The following is a 16,146-nucleotide window of genomic DNA, read 5'->3' as shown; positions in this document are numbered from 1 at the left end:
AAATAAAAAATGGCGGCACTTATACAATACTTCTATACATAGTGCACAAACTGGTCTTGATCAAAGCGGAATTGGGTATTGTAAACGCCATTGTCAGCACGCTCACCTGCACCAATCATCATAATGATGTGCTGATCGTCGCTTAAACCTAATAATTGCTTCATGGCCGGCTCATCGAAGCCGCCCATCGCACAGCTATCAAATCCATGTGCGCGTAGTGCTAGCATGAGGTTTTCGGCCGCAAGAGCAGTGTTATTGGTTGCCCAGTTTTTGGTGTCTTCAAAGGTATAGTAAGGCGATTTGATCGGCCCTTTTACGCGTCTAACGATTTGCGTCGCGCCCCATTTTGCGGCTGATACCACATTAGCTGGGCCACGCAAAAAATCCATAGCCACGACTTTGGTGTAGTAGTCTTTAACCTTTTTTGGCACAGGTTTATCTGGATACTCACGTAAAATCTGCTGGGCATGCTCATGCCAAATATCGGTGCGGGCAACGACAGCGATTAAGCGGGTGGCGGTTTTTGCTGCGTTTTGATTCATGCAGTTTTTGACCGCCTGCTTACGACTGTCAGCACTGTCAATCACATAAAATTCCCACGGCTGTAAGTTGCTAGAGTTTGGTGCTAGCATGGCCAAACGCAGACAGTCTGCTAGTACGTCATCAGGTATCGGCGTATCAGTAAAGCGGCGCACTGAGCGACGTGACTCTACGATATCGCGAAACGCTTGTAGCTGCGGCGTATGATTGGGCGTAGCAATGCTGTCTTTATTGTCACTATTGGCTGTCATATTAGGATCCATGCTGGGGATTGAGTTATCCGTGTGAGTCATTATTGATAGCACATATTCATTGGGATTCGAACAGGTGATCAATACGAGTCAATGAGATAACGCTTGGGAGCAATAACATCGGACGATAATGAGTGTTGGTGATCTACATATATAAAGCTGCTTTCAAACAACAAGCGTGGTCAATGAGTCAACGCTTTTAATGAGAAAGGATGTTCAAATAGTTTAAATAGAAAGTATAGATACCAGCTAGTGCCAGTATCCATAATAATCAGTCGGGTCTAGTATTTTATAAGTGCTAGTATTTCAGTAAATGACGAGATACGTTAACTATTGCTAATTACTGAAAAAATGCTTTGCTTATAAGTCGCTTTCGTACTCATCAGCAGTCATTAGTGCTTCGTAGTCAGCGATGTTGTCAGGTTTCATTCTAAAGAACCAACCTTCGCCATACGGGTCAGAGTTGATGATTTCAGGATCATCTTCTAGCGCTTCATTGATTTCAACCACTTCACCTGAGAGAGGGGCATAAACGTCAGACGCGGCTTTTACTGATTCAACCACTGAGATTTCATCATCAACAGCGATGATGTCACCAACATCAGGAAGCTCAACAAATACCACGTCACCCAATAGGTCTTGTGCATGGTCAGTAATACCGACCGTGATCGTACCGTCGTCTTCTAGGCGTAACCACTCGTGACTCGCGATGTATTTTAATTCTGCTGGGATGTTGCTCATGGTCTCTCTCCTAAATGATAGAGGTTAATTAACAAAGAAAATGGAAGCTAATAATAGAATTTATAACGCCTACGAGTCAAACTGCTGTTTACCATTACGGACAAACGGTAGTTTAAGAACGCGCACATCAACGAACTTACCTTTGCCGCGTAGATCAACTTGCACGTTATCATCCTCTGATACGCTAGCAGGTACACGGGCAATGGCAATTGAGTTTTTTAGGCTAGGGGAGAATGTGCCACTGGTGATAATACCCGTTTGTTCTTTATCTGTGCCTTGATTGATCGTGACAGCCATGCCTTCACGTAATACGCCGCGAGTCGTCAAGAGCAGGCCGACTTGTTTCATGGCAGTGTTGTCATCTTTTGCTTGTTTGCGTTTGCTGACCAATGCCGCGCGACCGACAAAATCGCGCTCGTCTTTTAGCGCGAGCGTCCAGCCCATATTGCATTCATAAGGATTGATGGTTTCGTCCATGTCATGACCATAAAGGTTCATGCCAGCTTCCATACGTAGGGTATCTCGTGCACCAAGACCGGCAGGTTTTATGCCATTGGCTTTTAGTTGCTCAAAGAACGCTGGGGCATCATCACCATGCATGATAACTTCGACGCCATCTTCACCCGTGTAGCCAGTACGCGCCACAAACCAATCAGCACCTTCAATATCAGTCAAATCAGCACCAACGAAAGGTTTCAGCGCTGCTAACGTGTCCGCCCAGCTTGGTTTGGCTTGTGCCAATTTTTCAACCGCATTTGGTCCTTGCACCGCAATCATAGCAAGCTCTGGACGCTCGGTGATGGTGATGTCGAAATCTTCAGCGACTTTATTAAACTGTGCCAAATCTTTATCGCGGGTAGCAGCGTTTGAGACGATACGGTATTCAGTGGTGTCATCATTCATTAGATAAACAATCAAATCATCGATGACACCGCCTTGCTCATTTAGCATGCCAGAATAAAGCGCTTTACCAACGGTTGTTAATTTATCGACGTCATTGGCCAGTAGTTTTTGCAGCCATGCTTTGGTGTTAGCGCCTTTGATATCGGTGACGACCATATGTGAGACATCAAACATACCTGCATCGGTACGGACGGCTTCATGCTCTTCGATTTGTGAACCATAATGAATCGGCAATTCCCAGCCAGAAAAATCCACCAGTTTGCCATCACTATCGACGTGAGACTGGTAAAGAGGTGTGCGCTTAGGGGCTGAAGTGTGGGCGCTTTGAGAGGTAGTATCTTGAGTATCGGTCATAACAAATCCTTATGTGTACATCAATTGCACTTCATAAAAGTACAGGGGCTGATGCGCATTATCATAGTAGCGAGAAGCAACATTGCAGGGTGCAAATATTACATCAAAGGGTGGCACGGAAAATACATATAAAGCAGTCAGCCAAACAGACGCTGAACGTCGGTTTAAGCAAAAGCCCTATCTGTCCTGTGACCTGAGATTTTCAACACGAACCATCACTGCTTATTTTTAAAAGCATCAGCCTTTAAAAACCAAATAAGATAATGTCGCATTTTCTCCCCTTCGGTGGGTAAGACGTCGTCCGTTCTTACCGCTCTCCAGATTTGTTATGCCTTATGTTTGTGTGTCATGTGCGATTGATAGCCCATCACTAAACCATAATGACATGCGTTTTTCAGTCCTTTTACCTGAGCGATTGGCAGGGTGGATGCGCCTTCGGTGGTCATGTAGTCATTATAGACGTCGTATGACCAATGCGGTTGATACGATGTCTTTGTATAATATTTTTTATAATACAATGGTGACTACAAACTCTCTCCTGAAAAACGCTTTTATTATGAAAGGTTCCAGATGCTTTTACAAGTCATCAAAGATATTAAAATGGATAATTTTGAAAAAAACAGGTTTTACTGAGGATAATCAGCCATTTAATACAGTATCCGAGCACTTTTATTTTTAGGTATTGCATAAATATCGAAGCGATTAGGGCGTTTTTGATATTCACAAATAGGCACTGCTGATTGCTAAAACGGTTCCAGACAAGGCGCAAGTCGATGATAATGTGAATACCTTAGCAAGACTTGCAACGCAGTATGGGGCAGTTTTAGCATCAGCCCCAATAATAAAAACAGGGGACAGGACTCTTTTTTGCCGCTTCATTGCTAAAAATAGACGTATAGAATAACTATACTCACTATTTTTACCTTCGAATCGTCTAAAAAATAGTCTCTGTCAGTGCCATGGTTGAATTATCAAACACGCCCTAACCATTGCAAAATTTAAAGCCATTACTGATATTTGCCCAAAATATGCTAACCTATGTCTATAGTTTCTAAGAGAGTGTTCTCATGCATTGTGATATTTATAAGTTTCCCAAACACGACGACATGTATGTCTATATTGCGCGTCCTGATTATCCTGACGATACCGATGAGATTAAGGACTGGCTCGGTGTCTTGCCAAAAGACTTCCGTGCAGGCTTAGGTCGTAGTAAATTTGTCATGCATTTGGATTTGGCAACCACGCCAACGCTTGCTCGTGTTAATAAAGAAGAAGTACTGGCAAAGTTACAGTCGCAAGGGTATTTTGTGCAAATGCCACCGCAAGATGTTATGCGTCGCCAAGCGGAGCTACGTGCACGCGAAGCACAAGACAATATTTACGATTGATGTTTTTGATAGACAACCGATAGAAAATTTGCGACACATTTGCTCACATGCATTTCAATAGTAAGTCGTGATAAACTAGCAGCCTATCAAGTGGGCATGTTGATGATGATCCGGTCTTATTTATCGTATGGCAGAACGTATCATATGTGGTTAAACGCAAAAACGTGTCGCACCATTTATAAACGCAGGTAATGAAACGCGCATGGACTGGTTAAAAAATATCGTACACAGCTTACCGCTGGAAGCCATCAGTGATATTCTCGGCGAGATTGCTATCTGGTGGGGACAACTGGTAAAAGACGTGCCGCCCGCAGACTTACCAATGTATGCGTATCTTGGTGGGGTCATTATCGTGTTGGTGCTGTGGTTGCTGGTCGCTCGTATGTTGCCGCGTCCATTGGGTGGTATGAGTTGGATGATGCTATTTGCTGTTTTGTTAGCACCAGGTACTGCTCTTAGCGACCCTAGTGTGATTGCCCCAGCCAGCATTAGCGTGGTTTATGCCATTATGATGAAAGATACCGCTGGCGCGATTACCAACATGCTGCCAATACTGGTGGTATTGGTGGTTGGCTTGTTTGTTGGCTTTATTTGGCAGCTTATCCGCGGTGTATTTGAGTCAAGTTTGGACAAAGCACGCAGTCGTGCGTCAGAGGATACCCAAGCAACGATGCAATTGACCACGGGTAACTATTTGACAGAAGGCGCGGCTTTCGATGAACAGCCAGACAATACTCAGTCATCTAAAAAAACACCTGTAGCAGCTAAGCCCACAACCGAAGTCAGCTTAGCAAAAGACAGCGCTTCATCTAAAAAAGCCAACACTGAAAACGCTGATAAATAATAGAGTGTTATACTACTCTTAAAAACAGCATCTACTAAGTTGACCATTGAGTCAGCTAAGAGGTTATAAATGAAAAAGACACCCTGCGTGTCTTTTTTTATGCAAGCGTATTTATTAAGAAGTGTAGAGTTAAGTATTTTAATGTCTTTAGAGGCATACAGTATTCGGTAATAACTGCGAACGCATAAGTATTTTGGCAATGGGCAAGGCTGTGCTAATCTAAATGATTCTTTATTTTCTACCGATTTACTTTATAACTTTTAATCTATAACAATAACTGAGACCCAACCATGACTGATAACACTAAAAAAAGCTTTACTGGTACACAAAACTATATTGCCACCGACGATCTACAGCTGGCAGTCAATGCAGCGATGACGCTACAAAAACCCTTACTAATTAAGGGAGAGCCGGGCACAGGTAAGACGTTATTGGCCGAAGAGGTGGCTGAGAGTTTGGGCATGCCACTGATTACGTGGCACATCAAATCGACGACCAAAGCTGAGCAAGGTCTGTACGAGTACGATGCGGTATCGCGTTTGCGAGATTCGCAATTGGGTGACGACAAAGTTTATGAGATTGGCAACTATATCAAGCCTGGCAAACTGTGGGATGCCTTTACCAGTAAAGAGCGTAGCGTACTACTGATCGATGAGATTGATAAAGCAGATATCGAGTTCCCCAATGATTTGCTGCATGAGCTTGATAAGATGTCTTTTTATGTTTATGAGACGGGCGAGACCATCACTGCCGAGCAGCGTCCAGTGGTGATTATCACCTCAAACAATGAAAAAGAGCTGCCCGATGCGTTTTTGCGTCGTTGTTTTTTTCATTATATTGACTTTCCTGAAGAAGAAACCATGCGCCAAATCGTTGAGGTGCATTTTCCTAATATTCAAGAAAAATTGGTCAATGATGCGCTGGATATTTTTTATAAACTGCGTAATGTTCAAGGCCTCAAAAAACCACCATCAACCTCAGAGTTGGTCGATTGGTTAACTTTATTGCTCGCTGATGACATGGCACAAGCAGAATTAGAAGAAAATCTGCGCGGTGAAAAATCGATTCCGCCATTGTATGGAGCGTTGCTCAAAAACGAAGCCGATGTGAGTTTATTGCAGCGTTTTGCCAATATGATGCGTCGTTAAGCCCTTACAAACTTTTGAATTGTAATCATATAGTCGACTCTAAAGAAAACAGATACATTGCAATGCAACGCTGAACGGGTATAAATTTTTCTGGCTTGCTGTGCCTGCGCAGACAGAGGCTGCGAAAAACTCATACCCGTTCAGCTGACTCGTTTTTATATTGAACTTACTATACCTGACAATAAGTGATGCAACTCTTATGTTCATAAAACTATTCTATACTTTGCGTACTTATGGTGTGCCTGTCAGTACGCGTGAGCTACTTGACCTAAATGCTGCATTAGATAAAGGGCTGATGATGCAGCCGCATCTGGAAAACTCAGAGTTGTCCACCTTTGCCAGCCGCGAAGATCTGTATCGGCTGATTCGTTTGTGTATGGTCAAAGACGAGCGCCATTTTGATAAATTTGATCGGGCGATGGCGGATTATTTTGAGGGTGTTGATAGTCTCGATATGGATGAGCTGTTGGCTAAGCTGACAGATGTGCCTAAAGAGTGGCTCGATTTAAAGCTTGATCCCAAGAATTTGACTGAAGAACAAAGACGATTACTGAAAAAATATGGCTCACTTGAAGAGTTGATGAAAGCACTTGAGGAGCGTTTGAAAGAGCAAAAAGAGCGTCATCAAGGGGGTAGTAAGTGGGTGGGAACGGGCGGAACCTCACCCTTTGGTGCCTATGGCGACCATCCAGAAGGGGTGCGCGTCGGCGGTGAATCGCGCAAGCGCAGCGCGGCAAAAGTTTGGGAGCAGCGCAAATATCGTAACCTCGATGATGACAGTCAGCTTGGCACTCGTCAAATTCAGATGGCATTACGTAATCTGCGTCAATTTGCGCGGACAGGCAGCGCTGATGAGCTGAACATTCATGAGACGATCAAACGCACCGCCAAAAAGGGCGTACTCGACATACGCATGCAAGCGGAGCGCCGTAACCGTGTCAAAGTATTGATGCTATTTGATGTGGGTGGCAGTATGGATATCCATGTAGAGGCACTTGAAAAGCTGTTTTCTGCGGCAAAAAATGAGTTTAAAACGTTGGAGTTCTTTTACTTTCACAATTGCTTGTATGACTATGTTTGGAAGGATAACAACCGTCGCCACAGCGCCCCAATGCCAACGTTTGAGCTGCTCAACAAGTACGGACGAGAGTATCGCGTTATCTTCGTCGGTGATGCCTCGATGTCGCCTTATGAGCTCATGACAGTGGGCGGTAGCGTCGAGTACATGAACAATGAAGCGGGCATCGTATGGTTGAAGCGCGTGCTTGAGCATTTTGATAAAGTGGCGTGGCTCAATCCTGAAAATCCGAGCTATTGGCAGTATACGCAAACCATCGTTGAGATCAAAAAACTGTTCGATAATAAAATGTATCCGATGACCTTGCATGGTGTTGAGGAGATGACCCAGTACATGGCACGGTAATATTATCTCAAAACTCGTATCAGCAAAATGAAAAAAGCACTTGAGACGATAACGTCGCCTTAAGTGCTTTTTTATCAAACACGCCCTAATCTTTGTTTTCAACCAGCCCGACCATCACACCCATCTCTTTTTTGTCGTGCTTATCAATACTGGGTGCATACAATGCTGAGGCAATGCCACCATCCAAAAATAGCGCATTTGAACAACCCAACTCATCCTTGAAGAGTGATGCAAACTGATAAAATGTCACAGGCGCATCGCTATTGGCGAACTGTATGCTGCCATCACGGCAAACACCTACACCGTTACGCAATTTGATTGAATTGCTATCCGCGTTGAATTGCGGATGTATTTCGTCATCGATGACCAGCATAGGGCCAGATTGAGTGGCATACCAAGGTTGTGCTTCGTTATTATTTATCTGTTCATTTAAAGTCTGGCTTTCAGTAATCTGTACATTGCCAGATTTATCCCACCACAGCACGCCATTAGGTAACAGATGAAAATTGCCGCCGCCTTCTTTGAGGTTCAAAGCGCGTTTCTCTTTACCATCGATGACGGTATAGCCAATCGGCGCGTATTTCTCATTGTACATACCTGCATTCATGGCAAAATGAAGTGTTTGCTCGGCTGGTAAGGTTGCTAACAGCGCATCAAAAGTGAGCAGGGGCTGTTTACTATCAGGCTGCTGCCAAAATAATTGCAGTGAGTAACGGCCATTAGTCAACGCCTCGGCTTTAAGGCTACAAGCGCTGTAGGCAAATGGGGTGTCTTGCGACTGACATGACCAATTATCGTTGTCATTGTCAGACACCTCGGTACTTACTGGTTGGCAAGCACTGACGCTTAGAAAAATTATGAGGACTGCGCATAAAGGTAAGAGAGGCATAAAACTTGGCACCAATCGTGTATTCATTTTATTTAGTATCGACTATATATCAGTTTTTAATCACTGCTAGGTGGAAAATCGCGAAAGGTATTGTTGACGTTACCCGTTAACCAGCCACCGTTAGTACTGTCTTGAAATTCAGTTGTATTCTGCTTGGTTGGTGCACTGGTTTCTTTACCTTTATCGCGTGAGTCTTTGTTATAAGCGATGAGCGCATCGTTATTGGCTAAAAAGCTATCAGGATTTGCCATGACCCACATTTGATTAAACACGTCCGCACGGGCACTATGATCCAGCAATGCCTCTCTATCAGTAAAATAGAAAAACTTCGATAACAGCTTTATCTGCCCATCGTCTAAACGGCGCGCGATATGATAAGGCTGTAATTGACTGGGGTGTTGTAAACCCACGGCACCAACGATACTGGCAAGCGATTTTAGGGTGTTTTTATGAAAGCTTGCGACGCGTTCAGCCTTGCTTGGGACATCCAATGCTTTTTGACGATAAGGATCTTGGGTGGCAACGCCTGTCGGACAAGTATTGGTGTGACAAGAGCGCGACTGGATACAGCCAACGGCAAACATAAAGCCGCGCGCTGAGTTGCACCAGTCTGCGCCCAAGGCAATCATCCGCGCAATATCAAAACCAGAAACGATTTTACCGCTCACGCCAAGCTTGATTTTGTCACGAATACCTGCACCAACCAAGGTATTATGTACCAATAAAAAGCCTTCAACCATTGGCATACCGACATTGTCCATAAACTCGACGGGAGCTGCACCTGTACCGCCTTCTGCACCATCGATAACGATAAAATCAGGATAATTCTGAGTTTCAATCATGGCTTTGACGATCGCCATAAACTGCCAAGGTTGACCCACACATAGCTTGAAGCCAACGGGTTTGCCGCCTGACAATTCCCGTAGCTGTTGCCAAAATGCGACCAGCTCGCGTGGCGTGCTAAATGCTGTATGCGAAGAAGGTGAGACGCAATCTTGTCCAGTGGGTACTTGTCGTGTGTCGGCGATTTCTTGCGTGATTTTTTCTGCGGGCAGCACGCCGCCTTTACCCGGTTTTGCCCCTTGTGATAGCTTGATTTCGATCATCTTCACTTGTGGGTCAATGGCTTTTTCGGCAAAAGACTGCGGGTCAAAGTTGCCATTGTCATCACGGCAACCAAAATACCCCGTTCCCAACTCCCAAATCAAATCACCACCGAACTTACGATGATAAGGACTGATAGCGCCTTCCCCTGTATCGTGGGTAAAGCCGCCTATTTTTGCGCCTTGATTGAGTGCCATAATGGCATTGGCAGACAAACTACCAAAGCTCATCGCGGAGATATTGAACACCGACATATCATGTGGCTGCTGGCAACGCTCGCCGCCTACTATGATACGAAAATCTTGGTTTTCTAAGGGCTGGCTGATCGCTGATTGCAAAAACCACTCTTTGCCATGCGTGTATAAATTGTCTAGCGTGCCAAAAGCATTGGTATCACTGACATTTTTGGCCCGCTGATAGACAAGAGCGCGTTGCTGGCGTGAAAATGGCACCTGCTCTTTATCATCTTCGAGCAAATACTGGCGAATCTCGGGGCGAAAGTCCTCTAACACGTAACGAATATGTCCAGCAATAGGATAATTGCTTAAGATGGCGTGTTTGGATTGAATGACATCATAAATGCCCAGTGCCACTCCGAAACCACCGATAACAATCAGCCACCAGTTAGTGAGCAACAGACCTGCCAATAGGAGCAATATTGCAGCACCAAAAGTACTAAAGCGCAGTAATAAACCGATCAAATAAGGCTCATTAGTTTCGGGCTCAGGATTCAGATTGGTACGAGATTGCGGCATAGCAGGGCTCAACAGTCATAGGTAAAGAGTAAAAACGACGAAAGTAATCAAACAAGAGCGTGAATTATAAACACCTCTATCGTGGTCATGGTTCTTAAACAGGGTTCACAAACGCGAGTAAAGCGCGCAAATTTATCGCCTACATCGTACGCATATGATATCACCGCATAGAGGTAATTGGGTAACAGTGTGCGAATGCTGACTCTTAGTATTAAGCGCTTTAAGCAATGACCTTAACCAATATTTTATCGTTGTCAATAAAGTCAAATTTAATCTCAACGGGCAAAAACTGCTGAATTAGCCATGCTTGAGTTTCGGTATGACCGCTAATATGACGTGCGCTAAACTCACCGCCGCCGGATAATACCAAGGGTAATAGCAGCTGATCGGTTAGATATTCATCAACGAGCGCATCAGTGTTAAACAGATAACGCTTAACCAATCCTGCCAAGCGACTCCCTATGTTTTCTGCTGAGCTACGTTTTTCTCCAAGCAAAGTGAACATCTCGTGATGCTGCTTATGGGTTTGCATTTCATGAGTGTGTGGCTCGCCAAATTGATGAGTAACCCGCGCATAGCAAGTATTGCCTTCGCCCATTCCCTTTAACTTATTATTTTGAGTGGTAATTAGTGTTTTATCAATTTCTGATTCGACCAATGACGATTTGGCGCTGGCAAGCTCACGTTTGCAAATGTCGTACTCTAAATTGAGCAGGCTTGCGACCAAAGCGATATTGACCAACTCGCCACGTTCAGTAAGTTTAAATGGCAGTGTATTAGCACGGCGCAAAAAAGGTATGATAGTCGCTGTAATCACACCGCCACCGATGGGTGCAAAACCTAATTGCTGCAAGTCGATATCAACTTGCATGCCCAACTTAGCAAGCGCAGGAACAAATGCCTCGGTTAAAAAGTCCGTGGTTGGTGCAAGAGGATTGTGCGTACCGCCTTTGATGGTCACAGTTGATTTTAAACGTTCATCGGCATTAGCAAAAAGTAGGGCAGGTAATAGCGTTTGTAGCACCAAACTGGTACTGCCTGCTGAGCCAATATCAAAAGTATAGTCGCCTGATTTAATAGTATTGGGCGTAAAACCAAACGTCGTGCTACCCAAATGTGCGCCTGTCACCGTCGCGCCCGATATTGCTTGTGAGGCTTGTACACAAACCAAATGCTGGCGCATCAATCCGGGCTTGGCACGTCCAGCGCGTATATTAATTACTTCAATTGGTGTACCAGTCAGCATTGATAAGGACAGCGCCGTACGGATAATTTGTCCGCCGCCTTCGCCTGTACTGCCGTCTATTTTTAAGAGTTTTTGTGTTGATGCTGGCATGACAACGTGCCTTTTATAGTTGTAAGCGTTATAACTACAATGATTGCTTTAATAATCAAGGAATTAAACAAAGCCAATTTTGGTTTCTTTAACAGGGGCTTTATAGCTGTCTTCATCCATATTGGTTAGATCAGCCAATATTGTCGGGACATATACAAGCTTGTCATGACCAATCGAACGCAGATACTCATTGGCTTTATCTGTGTCTAAAGGCGTAAACTTATATTCAGCGATCAGACGACCTTTACGCAGTAATGCGCTGTCAACTTTTGAGAGGTCTGAGTTAAAAGTGCAGATAAATTGACACTCTAAAATATCTGACAACATACCATCAGCAATATTCAAAATAGACGATACTACGTCGGTATTGATATCTTCAGCTGTGCGCTCAGCGATATAGTTTTCGCAATCCTCAAGCACCAAAATAGAGTTTTTATTATCAATCAGCAGTGACATAAACCCAGGGTCGGTCAATGTATTAATCATATTGGTTGGTATAAATACGAACTGCTTGTTGGGAACTTGCGATGTCAGCCATTTGATATAGTTGGTTTTCCCCGAACCAGCGACGCCGTGCAGTAATAGCACTCCCTTGCTATCATTGGTCAGCTTTGCCTTAATATGCTGATGGACGGGTACAAAGTCGTCATTGTACATAAGTTCAAGCTCAATCGGACGCGGTTTGATGCCCTGTGTTTTTAGCACCAGTCCTTCAGAGTCTTTTAGCAAAATAGATACTTTTGCTTCACTTGATTGATATTTTTGCAAATACGTTTCGAACAAATTTTTGATATTTTCAGGCGCGTTTGGATTGCTTGATTCATAATAGACATTGCTCACACGCAATAGACCATCTTCTATAATGTGTTTATCATATTCATTAGATAAGTTGGTATCTGCTAAAATAAAAACCTCAAGCGCTGGATGAAAATAGCACAGCTCAGATGCGTAGCTTTGGTTAGTGTTCTTGTTATATTTGACAGGGTAAAAATCAGTACAGCGCTCAAAATCCTGTAAATGATGCTCACTAATAACGAGATCGCTATGGGATACATATATGCTTGATAAAATATCGTCTAGTAAAGATTCAAAAGGATTGTCATTACTGGGATAAAAATAATCATCATTAATGACTTTTACTTCAGTGCCGTTCCCTTCTATGCTTAAAAGCTTACGTGGGTTGTAAAATCGAGATTGCATTAATTTCATGTGGTATAGGTATTCCGTTATAGTTGTCTGGTGTCAAAATAAAGATACTGCTTAGATAACAAAATTGAAACCGACTGTCAGTGTCTGGTGGTAAGGTCTAAATGGTGCATTGTGCCAAGTGACGTGTACGGGGCATAAGTTGTAAAAAAAGCGTTTGCCCGCAACGCGTAGCAGCCACTACAGTATATTTTCAACCCCCTGCTGTGGATACGCGGGGTCTGACACTCGCCCAGTCAGTTCCAAAAGGATGGTCTATGCACTTAAAGCAAGAACATAGGAAATTCTAAAATTGTGATTTAAAAATAATTATTCTATCAGGTCAATCTGCCAGTTATTGGCTTGAATGACAAGGTTAATCTTGCGCAGTTTCATTGCGATGTCATCAGCTTGCTTTTGTAAGCTTGCGACCGAGACCATGACATGCCACTTAATCTCGCGAGGGCTATAACGATCAACCTCGGTATCGGTGGCTTCAATCGACTCAATCAACAGCTTGTGACGCATCTCTAAAGTATCACGCTCGATCAATAGCGTCAGCATCGATTGGCCTTCATTGGTTTTGGCAATGGCATTGGTACGGTGAATGCGTTCAATCACCACGCTCAGCTCGGTAATGATTTGACTGGCATCGATCATCAAGGCGTTTGGGTCTTCATTTGGCGTGTCGCCTTCTTGGACTTTGATATTACTGCGCATGCGTCCTTTGATTTGCGCCAGCTTTTTTTGCATATCGCTACGGATAAGTAGGGCTTCTGCGAGTTTCATTTTTGTTCTCTCTTATTTTAATTAGGATTGAATATCACCCCAAAAATCAATATAACTTGGTTCATCTATCGTTGGAAATTTATCTGACAATTCAAAACGAAATTCATGAGCAAAGTAGTGCGCTAAATCGTATCCATAGTAGATGATATCTGTCTGATAAATAGAAAAGACAGGATTACCAGCTTTATAAGGTGTACTAGGGATATAGCGATGCGAGAAAATGGGTATCATTTTCGGATAAGTCTCATAATAGATTTCGGCGACCATAATGTTTTTATTAATATCATCATATTTCTCACCCCATTCTTCCATCCAAAAGGTACTGTGCTCTATATCAAACACTATGCCACCAAATGGCCAATCAATTCTTTGTCTAATATAGGCTTCCTCATCTTTGGACTTTAAACCAAGACGCCAATTGACAAAGTTGTCTGAGATAGGGAGTTCTGTTTGTAAAAAATCTCGCAAATCAGGTGGAAATTGTATATCAAATTTTAGCTCAATTTCTTGAATCTCTTGATCAGATAATCCATGCTCAAATTTGACTTTCTTTGCTTTGAGCTTTCGGATAACCTCTTTTTTTTGTGCATGTTTCATGAGTATTCCTTATTTAGTAACTTAGTGATTAAAACCACTCATGACCAATAACTTTCCAGACTTCATCTCCATAACCATTAAGGTTTTTCGGCATCTTAGGATTACCGAGATAGTCCATATTTTGATCACGCATAAATTCTACAATGCTTGATTTCAAAGCCTTGCAAAAAGCCAGTCTATCGAAGCGAAATTTTTCCATATTATTAACCGTAGGTATTCCTAAAATTAACCAGTCCATTGGTGGGTTTGGTGAGACTTTGAAGTTAACCTCTTGGTTATAATCGGTAAGAGTAAAGTAGTGAATTTTGTTAACAGGCTCTCGTTGCAGTGCAAAACCAATCTCAACTAGACTTAATAAGTTTTTAAATAAATCTATAAATTCATAGTCGAATATATTTGTTTCATTGACCTTGATTCGCACACGATATAAGCCTTTGTAATTACTAATCTCAAAATCTATTTTATCTAAGCTCATACCTTACTCCCTAGCCGTTTAGCCTTTAACACAAACCACCTGCCGAAGCGTATGCACCACTTCCACCAAATCACTTTGCGCTTTCATAACGTCATCGATATTCTTATAAGCTGCTGGAATCTCGTCAATCACATCGCTGTCTTTGCGGCATTCCACACCTTCGGTTTGTGCGATTTGATCAGCGACCGTGAATTCCTGTTTTGCTTGAGTGCGTGACATGACGCGACCTGCGCCATGCGAGCAAGAGCAAAACGATTCCTCGTTGCCTTTACCGCGCACGATAAAGGATTTTGCGCCCATTGACCCCGGAATGATACCGTATTCACCAACGCGGGCACGTACCGCGCCTTTACGAGTGACGAAGATTTCTTCACCGTAGTGCTCTTCTTTCGCCACATAATTGTGATGACAGTTCACCGCTTTTACCGTTGCATCAAACGGTTTTGGCACGATTTGACGTAGCGCTTTGATGGCTTTTTCCATCATGATTTCACGGTTCTTAAAGGCGAAACGCTGCGCCCAACCAACGGCAAACCAATAATCATCGAAGTGCTCAGTGCCCTCAGCAAAATACGCCAAATCCTTATCAGGCAAATTAATAAACCACTTACGCATGTCCTCGCGTGCCAACTCAATGAAGTAGCGACCGATGGCATTGCCCACGCCGCGAGAGCCTGAATGTAGCATAATCCATACCTGATTGGTTTCGTCCAAGCATACTTCTACAAAATGATTGCCTGTACCCAGCGTTCCCAAATGATTCAGGTTATTGGTATTTTTAAGTTTAGGATGTTTTTGGGTCAGATAATTAAAATCATCGACCAACGTACCCCAACCCTCTTTGACAGTATTATCAGGATTTGTCCATGCGCCAACATCACGACGCGAGCCACGACCACGAGTTTTGCTGCGCCCATGTGGAATCGCTTTTTCAAGCTCAGTACGCAGACCGCGCAAGTTATCAGGCAAATCATCAGCGGTCAGCGTTGTTTGCACCGCCATCATCCCGCAGCCAATATCGACCCCGACGGCAGCAGGGATAATCGCTTCTTTGGTTGGCAGTACGGTTCCAATAGTTGCGCCAATCCCAACATGCACATCAGGCATCACCGCGAGCCACTTATAGATAAAGGGCATTTGCGAGGCTTTGATAAGCTGATCGTGGGCTTTTGTATCGACAGGTACGCCCTTTGTCCAAAGTCTGATAGGTGTACCACCATCTTGAATGATGTTATGAGTTGTTGGTTGCATGAGTAATTCCTTAATATTTAAAATATTGGCTTCGTAAAATAATTAATTTTCTTATTCTTTATATAATGCGAAGAGCGTGCCAATTTTTTAAATATTCAGAATTTATTTTTAAGTGTTTGATATTGTTAGCGTAAATAAATTAAAAATATTTCCTCAGGTATAAGCTATAATCT

At 43.3% G+C, this 16,146-nt stretch carries 15 protein-coding genes and 2 riboswitches; of the genes, 4 read left to right on the top strand and 11 right to left on the bottom strand.

The window, feature by feature from the left end:
• Positions 1-32: 32 nt before the first annotated feature.
• The 3 genes from JMY02_RS12755 to gcvT form a co-directional block, all read right to left on the bottom strand.
• Complete coding sequence (locus JMY02_RS12755; RefSeq protein WP_201598900.1) at positions 33-791, bottom strand: nitroreductase family protein; 759 nt, start codon at positions 789-791, stop codon at positions 33-35.
• A gap of 360 nt (positions 792-1,151) precedes the next feature.
• The gene (gcvH, locus tag JMY02_RS12750) at positions 1,152-1,532 is read right to left on the bottom strand and encodes a glycine cleavage system protein GcvH (RefSeq protein WP_021813940.1); all 381 of its coding nucleotides are present in this window, start codon (positions 1,530-1,532) and stop codon (positions 1,152-1,154) included.
• A gap of 69 nt (positions 1,533-1,601) precedes the next feature.
• Positions 1,602-2,789, bottom strand: a complete 1,188-nt coding sequence (gene gcvT / locus JMY02_RS12745) for a glycine cleavage system aminomethyltransferase GcvT (protein WP_201598899.1) — start codon at positions 2,787-2,789, stop codon at positions 1,602-1,604.
• A 171-nt stretch (positions 2,790-2,960) separates the two neighbouring features.
• A riboswitch (glycine riboswitch) is annotated at positions 2,961-3,120 on the bottom strand.
• 54 nt (positions 3,121-3,174) lie between these two features.
• Positions 3,175-3,340, bottom strand: a riboswitch (glycine riboswitch).
• A 516-nt stretch (positions 3,341-3,856) separates the two neighbouring features.
• Between gcvT and JMY02_RS12740 the strand changes: the two genes are divergently transcribed.
• The 4 genes from JMY02_RS12740 (at position 3,857) to JMY02_RS12725 (ending at position 7,592) form a co-directional block, all read left to right on the top strand.
• Positions 3,857-4,177 carry a YcgL domain-containing protein gene (locus tag JMY02_RS12740; protein WP_131657683.1) on the top strand — a complete coding sequence of 107 codons (321 nt, stop codon included), beginning with the start codon at positions 3,857-3,859 and terminating at the stop codon, positions 4,175-4,177.
• Between the two features lie 202 nt (positions 4,178-4,379).
• Positions 4,380-5,021 (top strand): hypothetical protein, encoded by a 642-nt coding sequence (locus JMY02_RS12735; RefSeq protein WP_201598898.1) that lies wholly within the window; start codon positions 4,380-4,382, stop codon positions 5,019-5,021.
• A 290-nt stretch (positions 5,022-5,311) separates the two neighbouring features.
• Positions 5,312-6,169 carry an AAA family ATPase gene (locus JMY02_RS12730; protein WP_201598896.1) on the top strand — a complete coding sequence of 286 codons (858 nt, stop codon included), beginning with the start codon at positions 5,312-5,314 and terminating at the stop codon, positions 6,167-6,169.
• 199 nt (positions 6,170-6,368) lie between these two features.
• A complete protein-coding gene (locus tag JMY02_RS12725) occupies positions 6,369-7,592 on the top strand; it encodes a vWA domain-containing protein (protein ID WP_201598895.1) in 1,224 nt (407 codons plus the stop codon).
• An 85-nt stretch (positions 7,593-7,677) separates the two neighbouring features.
• Here the strand turns inward: JMY02_RS12725 and JMY02_RS12720 are convergent, their stop codons facing one another.
• The 8 genes from JMY02_RS12720 to JMY02_RS12685 all read right to left on the bottom strand — a co-directional run bounded on the left by JMY02_RS12720 (position 7,678) and on the right by JMY02_RS12685 (position 15,973).
• Positions 7,678-8,406 (bottom strand): phosphodiester glycosidase family protein, encoded by a 729-nt coding sequence (locus JMY02_RS12720; RefSeq protein ID WP_227678520.1) that lies wholly within the window; start codon positions 8,404-8,406, stop codon positions 7,678-7,680.
• Positions 8,407-8,537: 131 nt separating this feature from the next.
• On the bottom strand, positions 8,538-10,340 hold the full coding sequence (locus JMY02_RS12715; RefSeq protein WP_201598891.1) for an FMN-binding glutamate synthase family protein: 1,803 nt from the start codon (positions 10,338-10,340) through the stop codon (positions 8,538-8,540).
• A 220-nt stretch (positions 10,341-10,560) separates the two neighbouring features.
• Complete coding sequence (gene rtcA / locus JMY02_RS12710) at positions 10,561-11,676, bottom strand: RNA 3'-terminal phosphate cyclase (protein WP_201598890.1); 1,116 nt, start codon at positions 11,674-11,676, stop codon at positions 10,561-10,563.
• 63 nt (positions 11,677-11,739) lie between these two features.
• A complete protein-coding gene (locus tag JMY02_RS12705; RefSeq protein WP_201598888.1) occupies positions 11,740-12,885 on the bottom strand; it encodes an AAA family ATPase in 1,146 nt (381 codons plus the stop codon).
• A gap of 306 nt (positions 12,886-13,191) precedes the next feature.
• A complete protein-coding gene (locus JMY02_RS12700) occupies positions 13,192-13,650 on the bottom strand; it encodes a DIP1984 family protein (RefSeq protein WP_201598883.1) in 459 nt (152 codons plus the stop codon).
• Positions 13,651-13,671: 21 nt separating this feature from the next.
• Positions 13,672-14,247 (bottom strand): SMI1/KNR4 family protein, encoded by a 576-nt coding sequence (locus JMY02_RS12695; protein WP_021813860.1) that lies wholly within the window; start codon positions 14,245-14,247, stop codon positions 13,672-13,674.
• A 28-nt stretch (positions 14,248-14,275) separates the two neighbouring features.
• Positions 14,276-14,722: a hypothetical protein gene (locus JMY02_RS12690; protein ID WP_021813859.1), complete on the bottom strand. Its 447-nt coding sequence runs from the start codon at positions 14,720-14,722 to the stop codon at positions 14,276-14,278.
• A gap of 18 nt (positions 14,723-14,740) precedes the next feature.
• Positions 14,741-15,973 carry an RtcB family protein gene (locus tag JMY02_RS12685; RefSeq protein WP_021813858.1) on the bottom strand — a complete coding sequence of 411 codons (1,233 nt, stop codon included), beginning with the start codon at positions 15,971-15,973 and terminating at the stop codon, positions 14,741-14,743.
• Positions 15,974-16,146 lie beyond the last annotated feature (173 nt).

The organism is Psychrobacter vallis, from assembly GCF_904846715.1.
In the GTDB taxonomy this organism is placed as follows: Bacteria; Pseudomonadota; Gammaproteobacteria; order Pseudomonadales; family Moraxellaceae; genus Psychrobacter; species Psychrobacter vallis.
Note: the sequence above shows the minus strand (reverse complement) of the source record. Positions and strands in the feature narration are given on the sequence as shown.

What these genes read in the sequence shown, in the direction of transcription:
- JMY02_RS12755 (WP_201598900.1), bottom strand. Translation starts at nt 791, where the DNA reads ATGACAGCCAATAGTGACAATAAAGACAGCATTGCTACGCCCAATCAT.
- gcvH (WP_021813940.1), bottom strand. Translation starts at nt 1,532, where the DNA reads ATGAGCAACATCCCAGCAGAATTAAAATACATCGCGAGTCACGAGTGG.
- gcvT (WP_201598899.1), bottom strand. Translation starts at nt 2,789, where the DNA reads ATGACCGATACTCAAGATACTACCTCTCAAAGCGCCCACACTTCAGCC.
- JMY02_RS12740 (WP_131657683.1), top strand. Translation starts at nt 3,857, where the DNA reads ATGCATTGTGATATTTATAAGTTTCCCAAACACGACGACATGTATGTC.
- JMY02_RS12735 (WP_201598898.1), top strand. Translation starts at nt 4,380, where the DNA reads ATGGACTGGTTAAAAAATATCGTACACAGCTTACCGCTGGAAGCCATC.
- JMY02_RS12730 (WP_201598896.1), top strand. Translation starts at nt 5,312, where the DNA reads ATGACTGATAACACTAAAAAAAGCTTTACTGGTACACAAAACTATATT.
- JMY02_RS12725 (WP_201598895.1), top strand. Translation starts at nt 6,369, where the DNA reads ATGTTCATAAAACTATTCTATACTTTGCGTACTTATGGTGTGCCTGTC.
- JMY02_RS12715 (WP_201598891.1), bottom strand. Translation starts at nt 10,340, where the DNA reads ATGCCGCAATCTCGTACCAATCTGAATCCTGAGCCCGAAACTAATGAG.
- rtcA (WP_201598890.1), bottom strand. Translation starts at nt 11,676, where the DNA reads ATGCCAGCATCAACACAAAAACTCTTAAAAATAGACGGCAGTACAGGC.
- JMY02_RS12705 (WP_201598888.1), bottom strand. Translation starts at nt 12,885, where the DNA reads ATGAAATTAATGCAATCTCGATTTTACAACCCACGTAAGCTTTTAAGC.
- JMY02_RS12700 (WP_201598883.1), bottom strand. Translation starts at nt 13,650, where the DNA reads ATGAAACTCGCAGAAGCCCTACTTATCCGTAGCGATATGCAAAAAAAG.
- JMY02_RS12695 (WP_021813860.1), bottom strand. Translation starts at nt 14,247, where the DNA reads ATGAAACATGCACAAAAAAAAGAGGTTATCCGAAAGCTCAAAGCAAAG.
- JMY02_RS12690 (WP_021813859.1), bottom strand. Translation starts at nt 14,722, where the DNA reads ATGAGCTTAGATAAAATAGATTTTGAGATTAGTAATTACAAAGGCTTA.
- JMY02_RS12685 (WP_021813858.1), bottom strand. Translation starts at nt 15,973, where the DNA reads ATGCAACCAACAACTCATAACATCATTCAAGATGGTGGTACACCTATC.